The organism is Acinetobacter sp. ANC_7503 (assembly GCF_056780035.1).
In genome coordinates this window covers 361,741-378,610 of record NZ_JBWYJA010000001.1, presented here as the reverse complement: position 1 = coordinate 378,610, position 16,870 = coordinate 361,741, and the positions used below count along the sequence as shown (strand labels likewise).

Here is a 16,870-nt window from a genome sequence, read left to right as displayed (position 1 = left end):
TTAAGATAATAAAAGTACTCAAACATTTTTTGGAATAAGTATGGCTGAAGACATCGAGCAGCAACCAGAGCAACAACCTGATCAAAACGTGACGCCACAGCGAAGTTTATTACGCCGTGTATTGCTGATCATTTTATTTATTCTGATCTTTTTTGTGGCTTCGCTTGCCGTAATGTTTTCAACAGACAAAGGCAGTAAATTCTTACTTGACCGTGCTTTGTCCACTCAACAGATTATTCAGTATGAATATGAAGGTGGAAATTTACTTCAAGGCATCATTCTAAAAAATGTATTGGTGACGCTGAAATCAGTTGATGTGAAAATTGATAGAGCTGATGTCACTTTGGGTTGGCGTGCCATATTAGATAAAGAAATTCATTTGAATCGTGCCGATGTCCGAAATTTGCGTGTCATTAACAAGTCACCGCCAAGTGATGAGCCATTTAAGTTTAGTGAAATTAAACTCCCTTTTGTTTTACGTGTTGATCAAGCCGATATCGATCAATTGGTCATTCAGACTTCAAGTTCTAAAGTACAATTTAATGACATTATCCTAAACGAAGCACTATGGTCAGGTACTGAGCTTAAGTTTGAAGATTCACAGTTTGATATGGGTTATTTGTCTGTAAAAAAAGCAACAGGTCAGATGGATTTTAAAGGTAAATATCCGTTAGATGCGCAAGCAGTTGTAAGACTCCCATCTTTAAAGTCGATCAACGTTGAGGATATTTATCTCCATGCAAAAGGCTCTTTAGATACCATTCAAGCGGGCATTGCCACGCGTACCCCTGATTTATTAACAGGTTGGGCAGTGGTACATCCAGTTCGCAAAAATGTACCGATGCAAGGTGCTTTAAACTTTAAAGATTATCACTGGCCTTTAATGCTAGAACAGGAGCTCTTATCTAAACAAGGAGTTGCTAAGTTTTCTGGAGATATCCAACGTTTGAATTTGGATATTAATACCGATATTTCTGGTAAAAATATTCCTCAAGGACAATATACTGCGCTGGCGCATACAGATCTCGTCAATGAATTGAATATTTCAAACCTGAATGGTCAATTGATGAATGGGGCGCTGAATCTTGCGGGTGTCTTAGGATGGAAGGATAAAGTCACTTGGGATGTGCAAGGTCGCTTAGATAAAATCAATCCTAAAGATAAAGTGATTCCACAGGTGGTGCAAGATTTTCTGCCAGAACGTTTGGATGCCAAAATTGCCTCAGCTGGGTCGTTAGAGGAGGGATTAGCTCTCACAGCACTTATTGATTTTGACCAATATGAAACATGGAATTTAAATCTTAATCAAGCTGAACAAAAAAATAATAAACCGAATCCAATGTTGCTAGATGTCGCTTGGAAAAATATTGATCGTGCTGTTCCGTACATTGGTTGGTTAAGTAGTGAATCTGGGGATGTAAAACTTGCTTTAGTTGAAGGTCAACAAAATATTCATGTGGCAACCGTAGTTGGTGCAAATGAAAAAGGAACTTTACCTGCTGGCAAATACAATGCCCAATTAGACCTTAAAGGTAATGATCTTCATGTTCCTTCATTTATCTATCAAGCAGATGGAAAAGGATCTTTACAAGCAAATGCCAAGGTTGAATTACCATCTGATCAAAGACAGTTGAAGTGGAATGCGGTGCTTAATGCAAAAGACTTTAATCCGCAAACCATCAGTTCTGCTGCTCCTGTAAATTTATTAAATGGACAAATTCAAGCGAGTGGCTTTGCTCGACCTAACCAGCAAATTATTCAGTTAAATCAGATCAATCTTTCAGGTCAACTTGCCAATCAAAATCCACCGGAAACAATTAAGCTGACTGGCTCAAGTACAGCAGCCATTCTTCTACATGATGAAAAGTCGGGTGGTGGCTTTAAAGGCTTCGCAGTCAATTATGATGGTGCATTACATGCAAGCCAACTGCCACAAGGGGATGGTCAGCTTAAAATACGTGTAGCAGGCACACCTCAGCGCATCAATATTTCCGAATTTAAACATCATGGTGCTGCGGGTCAGATCAATGCCAATGGTTTAGTCAATTTAGCCAATGGAATCGGATGGGACATTAATGCTTCTTTAATACGCTTTAAGCCTCATTATTTTGTTTCAAGTGTTAAAGGGGAAATTTCAGGTAATGTCAAAACGGATGGTGTTTGGTCAGATCGTTTGAAAAAAATTAATATTGATCGACTCAATCTCGCTGGCATGATCAATAAAAAACCGCTGAGAGCAAAAGGTAATCTTGCTGTAATTCTTAATTCGAATCAGACAGGTTTCTTGCCACAACAGTTTGAAGCCAATAATTTGTATTTGGTGTATGCGCAGAATCAGATTCAAGCCGAAGGGAATGCTCAGAATCTTCGCGTTAAGATTGACGCGCCTGCATTATTTGAGCTTTATCCTGGTTTACGTGGTCGTGCGCAAGGTTTTGTTAATGTGCAGTCTCAACCGAGATTGTCAGCAACTGCGAATGTGAAGGTGAATAACTTTGGTTTCAATGATCTTGTCAGTATCAAATCACTCAACATCCAAGGGGAATTACCAACTTCAGATACAGTGCCTACTGCATTAACTGCAAGAATGGACAGTTTAAGAAGTGGCAATCGTGAGATTCAAAACGCTGAAGTCTCGATTGCTGGCACGCGAAAAGCACATTTATTGAAAGTCCAAGCCGCGAACAAGCTGTCTAAATTTTATGTACAACTGGCAGGTGGATTTAATCCTGCGAATGATTGGTTAGGTCAAATTCAAAAAGGTGACTTTGACTCAGCACGCGCGCATTTAAAACAGGCCCAACCTGCACCTGTGATTTATAATACTGCGAAAACAGAATTATTTGTGGGTGCTCATTGCTGGACCAGTAATCAAAGCCAACTTTGCTTCGATCAGCCCTTACGTGTGAGTAAGACCAAAGGTAGCGCCTCATTTGTGAGTCGGAATTTAGATCTTGGTGACTTTGCCGCATTTATGCCTGAAGGTTTCGCAATTACGGGTAAAATGGATGGTTATGCTAAAGCGTCTTGGGGGCAAGGCATTCAACCAAAAATCGATGCCAAACTTGTTACGCGTAATGGTGTTGTCGGTCTAGCAGCTGCCGATCCAGATGATATCAGCACCACGATGAACTACGATGAAGTAAGTCTTATTGCACGAAGTATTCGTGAAGGATTATTACTTCGTGCTGATTTGAAAGCTCCGAATATTGGGACTGGATATGCAAATGTTGTGGTGAATCCATTTGTTGATTCGAAACCAATGCGTGGTGAAGTTGCTCTGAGTCAAGTACAACTGAAAATTTTAAAACCATTCATTTCGGATGTGCGTAAAATCGATGGTAATTTATCCCTTGCGGGTAAAATCAGTGGGACATTGACTCAACCGTTATTTAACGGCGAAATGCGACTTAAAAATGGTTCAATCAGCATGATTTCGTTACCTGTTAATCTCACGAATATTCAGCTGTATTCATCTATTCGTCAAAACCAAGCGACGATCGATGGCGCTTTCAATAGTGGTCGAGGTGTGGGCAAGTTAACGGGTGATATCGATTGGAAAAATGATCCTAGAATTCGTTTAAAACTCAAAGGTGATAATTTATTTATTCGCCAAGCACCATTAATCACAGCTGTTCTGAACACTGAAATGGATTTAGATGCACGTCCTATCAGTAAGCAGTTAACTTTGAATGGTAAAGTTGAAGTTCCGCGTGCGCTGATTTCAATGCCAGAATCGAGCGCGTCCGTAGTGCCTTTATCAGCCGATGTTCGAGTGGTACGTGAAGGTGATAACCAACTCGCGGTACTTAAGGCTGCAAAGCCATGGGATATCCGCGCTGACTTAGAATTAAATTTAGGAAACCAAGTAATTTTCCAAGGCTTTAATAGTCGTATTCCATTACTTGGGCGAATTTATTTAACGCAACGCGGATTAGAAACTGCCATGCGTGCCAATGGTGCGATTGGTGTAAGTAAACGCGTTACCATTGAAGCTTATGGGCAGTCTTTAGAATTAAGTCGTGCAATTGCACGTTTCAATGGCGCATTGTCCAACCCAACCCTTGAGGTTGAAGCAAGTAAACTCATTTCAGGCAGTACAGTTGGTGTGCGTGTTACTGGAACTGCAAGCAGTCCAAATATCCAAGTCTTTAATGATGCCGGGTTGTCTGAACAAGAAGCAATGAATGCCTTAATTACAGGTCGAATCAATGAAGGTTCAAGTAGCTTGAGTCAAGCAGAAGGCTTTAAGTCAGATGTGAACAATACCATTGCTGCAGCGGGGATTAGCTTAGGGCTTGGTGGTACACGTGCTTTAACCAATCAAATTGGACAGACATTTGGGTTAAGTGGTCTTGCTCTTGATGCGCAAGGAACAGGCGATGACACTCAAGTGAGTGTGACAGGTTATCTGACCCCTGATTTATATATCCGTTATGGTGTTGGTGTCTTTACGCCAGTCAATAAATTGACGCTACGATATCAGATGAACCAAAGACTCTATCTGGAAGCAAGTCAGTCTTTAGAAAAAGCCATTGATATTTTCTACAATTGGAGATTCTAAAAGGTAAAAGGGCTTCAATCGAAGCCCTTTTTAATTCACTGTATAAACCGAAATTAAATTTAAGCCCTATTGTTAAAATGCTAGACTTAAAATTTATCGGACAAGAAAGATTTAAAAAATGAAAACAATTGCAATATTCATCGCGATGATAGCAGCAACACTCATGGCGGGCTGTCAAACCACTCAAACTGAGCAACTTACTCCAAAAATTGGAATGGCTAATCCTGCAAGCAAATTTTGTGTTCAACAAGGTGGAAAATTAGAAATACGTGATGAGGCAAATGGTCAAGTGGGTTATTGCCAGTTGCCAGATGGTGTTGTGGTAGAGGAATGGGAACTATTTAGACATCATCAAAATATTTGCAAGCCTGAAGAAGCGAAAAAATTAGTCGGTATGCATAATCTTGATGATCAACAGATTTTGAATAAAACCAAAGCCAAAATTATTCGCCGTGTCGGACCAAATGATCTGGTTACTATGGATTATCGAAATGATCGTATTACAGTAACCGTGGATGATCAGAATAAAATTATTCGCTCAAGCTGTGGCTAATGAACGAGAAATGTCATTACACGATTTCCTATTCGGTTTAACTCGATTATCATAGCCGCAACAGGAGAGATGTATGAACAAATTCGTGATTCTGGGTGCTGTACTTGGTTCAGCCGTTTTGCTCAGTGCTTGTGAAGAAAAAAAACCACTAACCCCTGAAGAAGTCTGGCATGGTTACTGTACCAGTATTGGTAATGCTGCACGATCTATTTTGCTAGACCGTCAAAATGGTATCGAGAAAACTGCGGCGGTCGAACATGCTTCTAAACTGACCGATCCGACGACGAAGAAATTTGTAGATGCTCAAATTGAGAAGGTCTATGCTTATCCTGCGAATCAATTAGAAGTGGATCGTGATGCACTAATGGCTAAATTCAAAAAAGAAGCAACGGATGAGTGTTTAGCCACTCCTTACGATAAAGATAATCTGCCTGACTACAAACAGTTTTAAGGCGCCACAATAAGATCGATCATAAAAAAGAGGGAAGCGTAAGTTTCCCTTTTTTTTGTCGAAATTAATTACAAATTTTGATTAGCATTAAAATAGAAAAGCTTATATAAAAATAAGATAAATAAAACAAAAGGAGCGAAACAATGGAAGTGGTCGCATACCTGAATAATGCCGATCTTCTGCTTGAAGATGCCAATGGTGTTGCTGTAATTAATGGCAGCCATTACGTCCTAAGTGTAGGGGATCGAGTCTATCTTAAAAATATGATCAATGAACATGCCAAAATTTATCAGGTACACATTAGTTTTGCCTGTGCCGAACACCGCATGTTACATGATGATGAAATTCTGGTCAGATTCGAAGGAACACGAGAAAGTCTGCAACAATATTTAGATCGCACGACTGTCCACTAAGGTTGAATAGTCAAAAAAGGATTTAAAAGGCAACATCTTGTTGCCTTTTATTTATTTCAGATCCGTAAAAGCTTCATGTTAATGTCAGAATTGTTCGATAAAACAACATATTGAGCAATGAGTAATCAGAAGAGAGATCATTTAGTAAGAAAATAATGGTCATCACAAAGAAACACTCTTCTTGCATTAACTTTTAACCGGAATTTTAGTAAAATTTAGCAGTCCATATTATTTGCAGGCTTTATAAGCAGGATATTGCAAGTAATTTTTTAAAGAAGAGGAATAACACCGTGCTAGAAGCTTACCGCCAACACGTTGAAGAACGTGCCGCACTCGGAGTCCCACCGAAGCCACTTGATGACGCTCAAACAGCTGCATTAGTTGAATTATTAAAAAATCCACCAGCTGGCGAAGAAGCATTCTTAGTTGATTTGCTTGAAAACCGTGTTCCAGCAGGTGTTGACCAAGCTGCTTACGTAAAAGCTGCTTTCTTGGCTGCTTTGGCGAAAGGTGAAGCGACTTCTCCATTAGTTTCTAAAGAGCGTGCGGTTTACTTACTAGGTACTATGCTTGGTGGTTACAACGTTGCTCCTTTAGTTGAATTATTAGAAGACGCAGCGCTTGGTGCTTTAGCTGCTGAAGCGCTTAAGAAAACACTTCTTGTTTTCGATGCGTTCCATGACGTTGCTGATAAAGCAAAAGCAGGTAACGAAAACGCGAAAGCTGTTCTTCAATCTTGGGCTGACGCTGAATGGTTCACTAGCCGTAAAGACGTTCCAGAAGAAATCAAACTTACAGTTTTCAAAGTTACTGGTGAAACTAACACTGACGACTTGTCACCTGCACAAGACGCTTGGAGCCGTCCAGACATTCCGTTACACGCGAATGCGATGCTTAAAAACGTACGTGATGGTATTAACCCAGAAGTTCCTGGTGAAGTTGGTCCATTAAGCCAAATCAAAGAATTAATCGCGAAAGGTAACCAAGTTGCTTACGTGGGTGACGTTGTTGGTACAGGTTCTTCTCGTAAATCTGCAACTAACTCTGTACTTTGGTTCTTTGGTGACGAAATCGCTCACATTCCAAACAAGAAAGAAGGCGGTTACTGCTTAGGTTCTAAGATTGCTCCGATTTTCTTCAACACTATGGAAGACGCAGGTGCGTTACCTGTTGAGATCGACGTTGCAAACATGAACATGGGCGACGAAATCACGTTAAAGATTGACAAAGCGACTGCAAAAGTTACAGCGTTCAAAGATGGCGCTCAAATTGCTGAAGCTGAGTTAAAAACTCCAGTACTTCTAGACGAAGTACGTGCGGGTGGTCGTATTAACTTGATCATTGGTCGTGGCTTGACTACTAAAGCACGTGAAGAATTGGGTCTTCCTGCTTCTGACTTGTTCCGTACTCCAGTTCAACCAGCTGCAACTGGCAAAGGCTTCACGCTTGCTCAGAAGATGGTTGGTCGTGCTTGTGGTCTTCCAGAAGGTCAAGGTGTACTTCCAGGTACTTACTGCGAACCTAAGATGACAACTGTTGGTTCTCAAGATACAACAGGTCCAATGACGCGTGACGAATTGAAAGACTTAGCTTGCTTAGGTTTCTCTGCTGACCTCGTAATGCAATCTTTCTGTCATACTGCTGCGTATCCAAAACCAGTTGACGTTCAAATGCAACACACGCTTCCTGATTTCATCATGAACCGTGGTGGTGTTTCTTTACGTCCAGGTGACGGTATTATCCACTCTTGGTTAAACCGTATGCTTCTTCCAGATACAGTTGGTACTGGTGGTGACTCACATACACGTTTCCCAATCGGTATTTCTTTCCCAGCGGGTTCTGGTCTTGTAGCGTTCGCTGCAGCAACTGGTGTTATGCCACTTGATATGCCTGAATCAGTTCTTGTGAAGTTCAAAGGTAAAATGCAACCTGGTATCACTTTACGTGACCTAGTACATGCGATTCCTTACTACGCAATTAAAGAAGGTGACTTAACTGTAGAGAAGAAAGGTAAGAAAAACATCTTCTCTGGTCGTATCTTAGAGATCGACTTATCAGAAATGGAAACTGACTTAACTGTTGAGCAAGCGTTCGAACTATCTGATGCTTCTGCTGAACGTTCTGCTGCTGGTTGTGCGATCACACTTTCTGAAGAGAAAGTTGCTGAATACCTTCGTTCAAACATCACAATGTTGAAGTGGATGATTTCTGAAGGTTATGGCGATGCTCGTACTATGGCGCGCCGTGTTGAGAACATGGAAAAATGGTTAGCTAATCCATCACTTCTTAAAGCTGATGCTGACGCTGAATACACGAAAGTGTATGAAATCGACCTTGCTGACATCAAAGAACCTATCCTTTGCTGCCCGAACGATCCAGATGATGCAAAACTTCTTTCTGACGTTCAAGGCGACAAAATTGATGAAGTATTCATCGGTTCTTGTATGACGAACATCGGTCATTTCCGTGCAGCTGGTAAACTTTTAGACAAAGTACCTGGTGGTTCTTTATCTACTCGTCTTTGGTTAGCCCCTCCAACTCGTATGGACGAACGCCAATTGATGGAAGAAGGTTTCTACAATACTTATGGTAAAGCTGGCGCGCGTACAGAAATGCCAGGTTGTTCATTATGTATGGGTAACCAAGCACGTGTAGCTCCAAATACAACTGTTGTATCTACTTCTACTCGTAACTTCCCGAACCGTTTAGGTCAAGGTGCGAACGTTTACTTGGCTTCTGCTGAGCTTGCATCTGTTGCTGCGGTACTTGGTAAGTTGCCAACTCCTGAAGAATACCAACAGTATGCTGCTCAAATCGACAGCATGTCTGCGGATATCTACAAGTACTTGAACTTCGATCAAATGAACGACTATACAGATGCTGCTAAAGACGTTGATACGAAGAAAATTGCTGCTGCTCAATTGTCTTAATGAGCTAGGATAAAGAAAAGCCGAAAGGCTTTTCCCTAGCGCAAGAGAAAATCTATGATTTTCTTGAGCAAAAAGTAGTTTAAAATAAGGGCTGAGAAATCAGCCCTTATTTTTATAAGGGAATAAAGTTCACTTGAAAATTATAATTATGGTGTTCAATGAAAGAATTATTTGAAGCTATCAATACACGTGTTAAAGAACCTTATTGGGGGTTCTTTGTATTGTCATTTCTAGCTTTCAATTGGCGTGGTTTGTTTTTACTTTGTTTTGCAACAGGAACGGCACAAGAAAAAATAGATTTATTTGATGCTGTTACAACATTTTGGAGCTTGATCTTTTTTCCTATAGCTACATCATTAATTATTTTATTAATAACACCATGGCTAAAAGTTCTATTTGGATCGGTGTCTCGATTAGCTTATGAAAAATTAAATTCCCAAAAACTTGTAAGGGAACATAAGTATTTGGCTGAAAAAAATTTATTAGAACAAGAACGAACAAGAGCATTAGCGAATAAAGAAAATGAATTAATTGCACAAGCAAAGCGTGATGTAGATATTGAAAAAATAGAAGATGATAGTGTTAAAGAAAGCTTAAAGCGTGAAATTGATGAATTAAGAAAAAAAAGAAATGATTTAGTTCATTATAAAAATAATCTAGAAATTTTTGATTCAAAAGGATTATCTAATTTTCAAAAGGAAGTATTAATAGAGATTTTTCAAAGTGACGATGGTTGTATTGAAAGGAGAGAAATAGGTGGGAGTCAATTTGTTAAGGTATCAAAGAATGTAATCTCAGATATTTCAGATAAGCAATTGTATTTAAGGTATTTAGAAGCTATAAATGTACTAGTTCAATATGGTTTATTAAAGGATCTTAATAATGAAGGGGTGGTTTATGAATTGACAGCTAAAGGTAAAAACGTAGTTAATTCTATAGGTGTGTAAATAATTTACTTTACACCGATTTCAATAAATCGTTTAATCCTACCTTGAAAATGATTTATTAATTGATGTAAAAATGGCAAAACCATCCCGTTTCCTCTGTATCGGTGGATTCCTCCACGGAACCCAAGTTAAAGACCAAGGCGACAGCTTTGTTTGTATGACCAATGGAAAGAATGAAACTTATACGAAGAAGGTCATTTTCCATCAAGAAGCATGGGATCATGACTACTATGTGTTTGAAAACATCACTGATCAACAAGCCAAAGAGTGGGTGTTTCAAAAATATGGAGAAACCGTCATCTACCGAAAAAGAAAGCCCATGAAAAAGCCACGTAATTAAAAAATTAACGGGGCTAGTCGTACCACTCACGTGATACTCATATAAGGCTCATCTCATACTGCCTGCATTAAAACACATTCAAATAGATTCGTCATGCTGAATCGAATATAAATTCAAATCGACTACTGCGAAAATCTTACAAGCACGTAACCATAAATAAAACAGACAGCAACAATCTAGAAAGGTGAAATAAATAGAATAAGCAAAAAATGAACACAGCATGAATATGAAAAGCCTACTTACATTAAGTTTAATCAGTCTATCGCTCATTGCATGTTCAAGCGTGGAGATTAAAAATTCTGATTCAGAAGAAGACGCACGTTATCAGAGATATAAAGATGAAACAGTAAACATGTCTGAATACGATAAACAGCGCTATTACAATCAGCACCACCTAGGTGTAGTCGAGCCAGATCGAGTTCGCGAATATTCGAGAACAAAGAAGAAAACAATCGCAATAAACCAACAGTGCAGTACAAATAAATGTACTGCCTATAAATCATTGAAAAATTACATTTCAGTAGCTGAATAAAGCAAAATTCTTTGTGAAAATTGATTAAAATTAAAACATTAGGGAAATACAATGAATTTTGAAGTTGATGCCTTTGGCACCATCGTGATTGCCGTATTTTTTCTATTTATTGGGCGCTATCTAGTCAACCGCGTCCAATTCTTTAAAAACTACAATTTACCTGAACCTGTGATTGGCGGTTTGGTCGCAGCAATTACAGCATTCATCTTATTTAAATTCTTTAATATCAGTGCCACATTTGATGCGCAAATTCAAAGCATTTTAATGCTGATGTTCTTTACCTCTGTGGGCTTAGGTGCAGATTTTGTTAAATTAAAAGATGGCGGGAAAGCCCTATTTATATTTTTGTTCTGTGTGATCGGATTTGTGATCGTTCAAAATATTGTTGGGGTGAGTTTAGCGACGGTATTAGGTTTAGATCCGCTCATCGGTTTAATTGTAGGTTCAATCACCTTAACGGGTGGTCATGGCACGGCAGGTGCATGGGGCCAAGTGCTTGAAACCCAGCATGGCATTCAAGGTGCTATTGTATTGGGTATGGCAAGTGCGACCTTTGGTCTGATCATTGGTGGTATCGTTGGTGGTCCAGTTGCTAAATTTTTAATTAAACGTCATCAACTGGCTAACAAAATTGACAATGATCAAAACGAATCACAATTGGATGATCAGTTAAAATCTGCACCATTTGAATATCCAAAAAAGACACGCTTAATTACTGCAAGTAATGCGGTTTCGACCCTTGGTATGTTTGCACTTTGTATATTCACGGCAAACTTAATGACAGATTTTAGTCAGGGTAAATGGTTTGAGCTTCCAACCTTTGTTTGGGCGCTAGGTTCAGGTGTGATTTTGAGAAATCTGCTTGAACATGTATTCAAAGTAAATATCTTTGATCGTGCGATTGACGTGTTTGGAAATGCATCTTTATCACTTTATTTATCTATGGCATTGTTATCACTACAACTGTGGTTATTAGCAGATTTGGCAGGTCCGTTAGTCACGATTCTGATTGTGCAAATGCTGGTATTGATTTTATACACTGCTTTTGTGACATTTAAGGTGATGGGGAGCAACTACGATGCTGCGGTTTTATCAGCAGGTCATTGTGGTTTTGGTATGGGTGCGACGCCAACGGCTATTGCCAATATTCAAGCAGTAACCAATACCTATGGTCCTTCACATAAAGCATTCTTACTCATTCCACTGACAGGTGCTTTTTTCATTGATATTGTAAATGCGATAGTGATCCAGCTTTCCATTGGTATATTGGGATAGAGCAAGTTTAAAAAACCGCCTTTAAGGCGGTTTTTTTACTTATGGAGAGTTAAATATGCAGTTGAGATTCGATCATCGGCCAAATATTTTGATGCGACTGTTTGAACATCATCATGTGTCCGATCGCTTTATGTCCAAGCTCTTTAGGTTTGAGTTCGATCGCTTCAGTAGGTGCATTAGGATACAAACGAAGTAAATCCTGAACATTTGCTTCGGTTGCAATCTCATCATCACTTGCCCAAATGGCCGTGACAGGAATTCGTATCTCTTTGTGATAATCTTGATCTAGGGTAACCGTTTTGCCAATCGCATTAATAACATAGCCTGGTTGACTGCAAAATTGAGCCCAGTCACGTGCAACATCTTTCGGTAGATTTTCCCCCATACCAATGGCTTGGGTAGGGCCGTAACCGAGCATCATACGTGCGAGAGGAAAAATACCTTTAAACATCACAGGGGCAAGTAGTTTCGTACGACCTTTGAGCCGTTTTACATGCCCAGTCGAACCTGCAATTGCAACGACTTTTGCAACTTTATTATGATTTGGGGTAATCCCAATGAGTTGTCCGCCGGCGCTGTGACCAACAAGAATAACTTGCTTGGCATGGGTAAGTTGTAAGAGTTGATCAATCGCAGCGGGAATATCTAACTGTCCCCATTGCACAATACTTGCTTTGGATTGCTTCAATGGGCCATAAAGAGAAGCACCAATACCACTAAAATCAAACACCATTACGGCATAGCCTTGTTGGTTAAGCCATTCGCAAAATCGATGATAAAACTTTTGAGTAATTCCAGTGGCAGGGCACACCAAGACGGGAAGACGCTTTGAATGCTCGGCAGGAAAAAAGGTAGCAGCGAGTTCGTATTGATCCTGACGAATAATTTTAATTTTTTGCATAATTTAAACTGTGCACGTATCCGTAATCAAAATACTTTACTGCAGTTCTAAAAGATCAAACCAACAAATAATGACTGTTGCGTTTGTGAAATGACTGTTCAGTCGTGAAAGCAACCTGTTTCAAGAAGTGCCAATAATAATGGAAAGTATTCCTGCTGCAATTAAAGGTCCAACAGGGACGCCACGTAAAATAGCCACACCTGCTACAGTACCAATCAGAAGTCCAGCGACAATATTTGGCTGATTCGCCATAAGCGTTACGCCACGACCACCTAACCATGCCACCAGTAACCCGATTCCAATTGCTAAAATTGAGTTTAAGCTCAAGAATGATTTGAGGATATCTTTACCCGGAATGGTGCCACTGGCAATTGGCGTGAGTACGCCAATGGTGAGGATAATAATGCCGATATTTAAACCATGCTGTTGAAGCAATGGAAAATACTCGTTTAAAGGGGTGATACGAAAAACAATAAGTACTGCGACTGCAATTGTGACAGCTGTATTTTGACTGAATATTCCACATGCCAATAAAATGATTAGAACGATTAAATTGAGGTCTAATTGAGACATAAAGAAGATCCAGTGCTTATCAGGACAGTACTTGAAAGTTATAATAGTTTAACTGATTTAAAGTCTGCATTCAGATGGCATCCTTTAAATTTCAACGAATATTGTAAGTAATGGAAGTGATTCATGGTTCTGGAAAAAATGTTACAGTCTCAAGGCTTTGGATCACGAAAATATTGTCAACAATTAATTAAAGCTGGTGCAGTGGTCATTGATGGTACTGTGATCACGGACCCGAAATATAAACTGAAGCTTCAAGGTCTTAGCTTCCACGTGTATAACGATGAATATACTTATCGTGAAAAAGTTTATATAGCACTCAATAAACCTGTAGGCTATGAATGCTCGCATCAAGCGACGCATCACTTCAGCGTGTTTGAATTAATCGATGACATATTGTTGCAAAGGGGAGTGCAAACAGTCGGACGTTTAGATCAAGACACGACTGGTATATTGCTTATTACAGATGATGGACAATTTCTGCAAGCGCAGACTCATCCTAAAAAACATGTTCCTAAAGTTTATCAAATGCATACAGCAGATCCAGTCACTGAGCAGCAAATCATTCAATTGGGTCAAGGTGTAGAGCTTCGCAATGAAACAGGATTGTTTCAAGCAACAGACATTCAACTCATAAGCGAACAACACCTACAATTTACAGTGCATCAAGGCGTTTATCATCAAGTTAAACGTATGGTTGCTGCTGTGGGAAATCGTGTTGAATCATTGCATCGACTGCAAATTGGACAATTAAAATTAGATCAGCTTGCTGAAGGTGAATATTGCTATCTCACTGAACAGCAAATACTCGCCGCAAAAAATCAAAGTCCTGATGCTCAACTCCTTGAGATTTAAATCATCAATGCTAAAGACTCTATTCTCAAGACGATATGTTATGTAATGCCTTAAGATAGAAAGCAATGATAGGTTTGGAATTCATTGTCTTTGACGAAGCCCATCTTTTCGTAAAGTTGGTGAGATTGAAAGTTACTTCGTTGTGTCTCTAATGAAATTCGACTGGCTTTTTCGGATTGTGCAAACAAAATTGCAGTGTCAATGAGTTGTTGAGCTGAACCTTGTCTTCTATAAATTGGAGTGACATATACATCATCTAGAATGTAGTAGCTTGAACAAGCATGGGATGAAAAACCTAAATAAAGAATCACGAAGCCAGTGATTACATCATTTTTGATGAGAATAAAAATAACACTTTGTTGGTTTTCGAATCGCTGTTTTAGAAAATCATAGGATTGTTGAATATTGGATGATGCGCCATAAAACTGTCGGTATTCATCAAAAAGTACAGCGAGTTGATTGAGATCTTCTGTTGTGGCTTTCCGTACTATCACTGTTGAGCTCTCCTCAGATCATTATTTTTAATCTTGTTATGATGAAGAGCTAAACATATTTGCGCAGGGCGCTGTAAATTAAATTGTTTAGAAATACGACAAAGTTAACTTATGTCAAAAATTAATCTTTATCGCTTTCACCCAAAAGTGCATTCAATTCTGCAAAAAAATCGTCGTCATCTAAACTCGAAGTTGTAGTATTGGAATCTTGTTGTTCTTGCTTAAGCTTTTTGAGTTTCAACAATTGATCCATGTTGATCGTTTGATTTTCGATTGCAAAAGGAATGGACTTTGTCAGTACAACTTGTTTGAAAAATAAACGCACTGCTTGCGCTGGTGTAATCCCCAATTGCTTAAAAACTGCAAAGGCTTGTTTTTTTTCTTGTGAGTCAAGTCGGACTTGATAAACTTCTGTTTTTCTCATGAATTAAAACCAAACGACTCTAAATTTAAGTGCTTATTTTAATCTAAGTAAATGTAATTTCAATGTCTGAACGTGAAAATTATATAAATTTGTCATTACAATGAATCTACAATGTCAGTGTTTGCGTGCTTTTAAAGTGCATTTCAATATTTAATATCGGATCAATAAATTGAAGCTCATCAGCAAGTAATTGCAACGGAGCACTGAAATCATCCTCAGCTTTATGCGCGATTAGCGGATAAAAAGGATCATTTTTGATTGGAATGTTGAGCGCATTGAGGTGAACGCGGAGTTGATGTTGCTTACCGGTCAGTGGTTTCAAAATATATCGTCCCCACTGTGAATTGTGTTCTATCAGGTCAATTTCAGTGACAGAATTGGTGACGCCTTCACATACTTTCATTATATAAAATGGATTTCCCTTTTCCATGCGCAATTCTACTGTTTGTGGAAAGACTAAATCTTTTGAGTAAGGTGCGATGGCTTGATATGTTTTGGATACCTTTCGATCTGCAAAAAGTTGTTGATAGACTCCGCGACTTTCGACTTTTTTTGAAAATAAAACAACACCTGCTGTTTCGCGGTCTAAACGATGAATGGGAGTGAGATGAGGATTATCAGTGAATTGCTTTAATCTCACCAATAAGGTTTCTTGAACATATTGACCTGTCGGACTCATGGTTAAAAAATGAGGTTTATCCACCACGAGCAGATCATCGTTTTCGTATAAAATTTTTTCCTTAAATGGAACATGAATTTCGTCTGCTAAAAAACGATAATAAAAAATATGAGAATTGGGTTGATACGCCGAGTTGATTGAAAGTGGATTGCCATCTGCATTATAAATAAGCCCATCTTTAAAACGTTGTTGCCATTCCAGTGCGTCTATATGAGAAAAGGCTTGAATGAGAAAATCATAAATCGTGATCGGAGAGATTTGTTGATTTGGAAGAAATACTTTGCTGGCTGTTACGCCATTGATCATCGGTGGCGTAAAACTTGGGGCACTTTCTGAATTTGATTTTGGCATAACAAGACAACAGCATAAAAAAATGATCAGATGAATGAGTTTTTGAACAAGTCTAGATAGGCACTGTTCAGGAGCATGCTATTATACCTCTTCAACAGATGTCTAATGTGATCCAGATGCAATATTCTTTTCAACTCAACTTAAATGATGAAGCAGATACTCAAAAATTAGCTGCATGTTTAGGGCAGTGTATTGAAAAGGGTGTCATATACCTCATTGGAGATTTGGGTGCGGGTAAAACCACCCTGACGCGTTATTGGCTACAAAATTTAGGTCATCGTGGTGCGGTTAAAAGCCCGACTTATACACTGGTTGAACCCTATAAAATCAATCAGCAGGATGTCTTTCATTTTGATTTGTATCGTTTGAATGATCCTTATGAACTTGAGTTGATGGGTCTTCGTGATTATCTGGATATTGCTGATGCGCTATTCTTGTTTGAATGGCCCTCTAAAGGTGGTGACGAAATTCCAAATGCAGATGTTATCTTGAATATTGAGAAATCTGATGATGAATCAGTACGTCATGTCACGATTTCTTCAAATGATGAAGCTTTACTCGCAAAATTAAAGACACAGTTTTAAATAATTC

At 39.0% G+C, this 16,870-nt stretch carries 16 protein-coding genes; 11 read left to right on the top strand and 5 right to left on the bottom strand.

Annotated elements, in window-relative coordinates:
* The first annotated feature begins 40 nt into the window (after positions 1 to 40).
* From AC1M9M_RS01955 to gltS, 9 genes are all read left to right on the top strand, one after another.
* Entirely contained in the window at positions 41 to 4,564 is a 4,524-nt protein-coding gene (locus tag AC1M9M_RS01955) for a translocation/assembly module TamB domain-containing protein (protein ID WP_481595462.1), read from the top strand.
* A 118-nt stretch (positions 4,565 to 4,682) separates the two neighbouring features.
* A complete protein-coding gene (locus tag AC1M9M_RS01950) occupies positions 4,683 to 5,117 on the top strand; it encodes an I78 family peptidase inhibitor (RefSeq protein ID WP_481595461.1) in 435 nt (144 codons plus the stop codon).
* Positions 5,118 to 5,190: 73 nt separating this feature from the next.
* Entirely contained in the window at positions 5,191 to 5,568 is a 378-nt protein-coding gene (locus AC1M9M_RS01945) for a hypothetical protein (RefSeq protein ID WP_035267099.1), read from the top strand.
* Positions 5,569 to 5,711: 143 nt separating this feature from the next.
* Positions 5,712 to 5,981 (top strand): hypothetical protein, encoded by a 270-nt coding sequence (locus AC1M9M_RS01940; RefSeq protein ID WP_481595460.1) that lies wholly within the window; start codon positions 5,712 to 5,714, stop codon positions 5,979 to 5,981.
* Between the two features lie 290 nt (positions 5,982 to 6,271).
* On the top strand, positions 6,272 to 8,911 hold the full coding sequence (locus tag AC1M9M_RS01935) for a bifunctional aconitate hydratase 2/2-methylisocitrate dehydratase (RefSeq protein WP_481595459.1): 2,640 nt from the start codon (positions 6,272 to 6,274) through the stop codon (positions 8,909 to 8,911).
* A gap of 158 nt (positions 8,912 to 9,069) precedes the next feature.
* Positions 9,070 to 9,858, top strand: coding sequence for a hypothetical protein (locus AC1M9M_RS01930; RefSeq protein WP_481595458.1), 789 nt, complete (start codon positions 9,070 to 9,072; stop codon positions 9,856 to 9,858).
* Positions 9,859 to 9,931: 73 nt separating this feature from the next.
* Entirely contained in the window at positions 9,932 to 10,198 is a 267-nt protein-coding gene (locus AC1M9M_RS01925) for a hypothetical protein (RefSeq protein ID WP_481595457.1), read from the top strand.
* A gap of 220 nt (positions 10,199 to 10,418) precedes the next feature.
* Positions 10,419 to 10,730: a hypothetical protein gene (locus tag AC1M9M_RS01920; protein ID WP_481595456.1), complete on the top strand. Its 312-nt coding sequence runs from the start codon at positions 10,419 to 10,421 to the stop codon at positions 10,728 to 10,730.
* Positions 10,731 to 10,781: 51 nt separating this feature from the next.
* Complete coding sequence (gene gltS, locus AC1M9M_RS01915) at positions 10,782 to 12,005, top strand: sodium/glutamate symporter (protein WP_481587009.1); 1,224 nt, start codon at positions 10,782 to 10,784, stop codon at positions 12,003 to 12,005.
* Positions 12,006 to 12,054: 49 nt separating this feature from the next.
* On the opposite strand, the gene AC1M9M_RS01910 is transcribed toward gltS, so the two are convergent.
* Together AC1M9M_RS01910 and AC1M9M_RS01905 are read right to left on the bottom strand one after the other, a co-directional pair.
* Positions 12,055 to 12,906 carry an alpha/beta hydrolase family protein gene (locus AC1M9M_RS01910; protein WP_481595455.1) on the bottom strand — a complete coding sequence of 284 codons (852 nt, stop codon included), beginning with the start codon at positions 12,904 to 12,906 and terminating at the stop codon, positions 12,055 to 12,057.
* Between the two features lie 120 nt (positions 12,907 to 13,026).
* Positions 13,027 to 13,479, bottom strand: a complete 453-nt coding sequence (locus AC1M9M_RS01905) for a DUF441 domain-containing protein (protein ID WP_092766204.1) — start codon at positions 13,477 to 13,479, stop codon at positions 13,027 to 13,029.
* A gap of 123 nt (positions 13,480 to 13,602) precedes the next feature.
* Here AC1M9M_RS01905 and AC1M9M_RS01900 point away from each other — a divergent pair, with 123 nt between their 5' ends.
* Positions 13,603 to 14,331 carry a pseudouridine synthase gene (locus tag AC1M9M_RS01900; RefSeq protein ID WP_481595454.1) on the top strand — a complete coding sequence of 243 codons (729 nt, stop codon included), beginning with the start codon at positions 13,603 to 13,605 and terminating at the stop codon, positions 14,329 to 14,331.
* A gap of 50 nt (positions 14,332 to 14,381) precedes the next feature.
* On the opposite strand, the gene AC1M9M_RS01895 is transcribed toward AC1M9M_RS01900, so the two are convergent.
* From AC1M9M_RS01895 to AC1M9M_RS01885, 3 genes are all read right to left on the bottom strand, one after another.
* The gene (locus AC1M9M_RS01895) at positions 14,382 to 14,825 is read right to left on the bottom strand and encodes a GNAT family N-acetyltransferase (protein ID WP_481595453.1); all 444 of its coding nucleotides are present in this window, start codon (positions 14,823 to 14,825) and stop codon (positions 14,382 to 14,384) included.
* A 121-nt stretch (positions 14,826 to 14,946) separates the two neighbouring features.
* The gene (locus AC1M9M_RS01890; RefSeq protein ID WP_092766206.1) at positions 14,947 to 15,249 is read right to left on the bottom strand and encodes a type II toxin-antitoxin system RelB/DinJ family antitoxin; all 303 of its coding nucleotides are present in this window, start codon (positions 15,247 to 15,249) and stop codon (positions 14,947 to 14,949) included.
* A 106-nt stretch (positions 15,250 to 15,355) separates the two neighbouring features.
* Positions 15,356 to 16,279: an RluA family pseudouridine synthase gene (locus tag AC1M9M_RS01885; protein ID WP_481595452.1), complete on the bottom strand. Its 924-nt coding sequence runs from the start codon at positions 16,277 to 16,279 to the stop codon at positions 15,356 to 15,358.
* Between the two features lie 116 nt (positions 16,280 to 16,395).
* Here AC1M9M_RS01885 and tsaE point away from each other — a divergent pair, with 116 nt between their 5' ends.
* The gene (gene tsaE, locus AC1M9M_RS01880; protein WP_481595451.1) at positions 16,396 to 16,863 is read left to right on the top strand and encodes a tRNA (adenosine(37)-N6)-threonylcarbamoyltransferase complex ATPase subunit type 1 TsaE; all 468 of its coding nucleotides are present in this window, start codon (positions 16,396 to 16,398) and stop codon (positions 16,861 to 16,863) included.
* Positions 16,864 to 16,870: the final 7 nt, after the last annotated feature.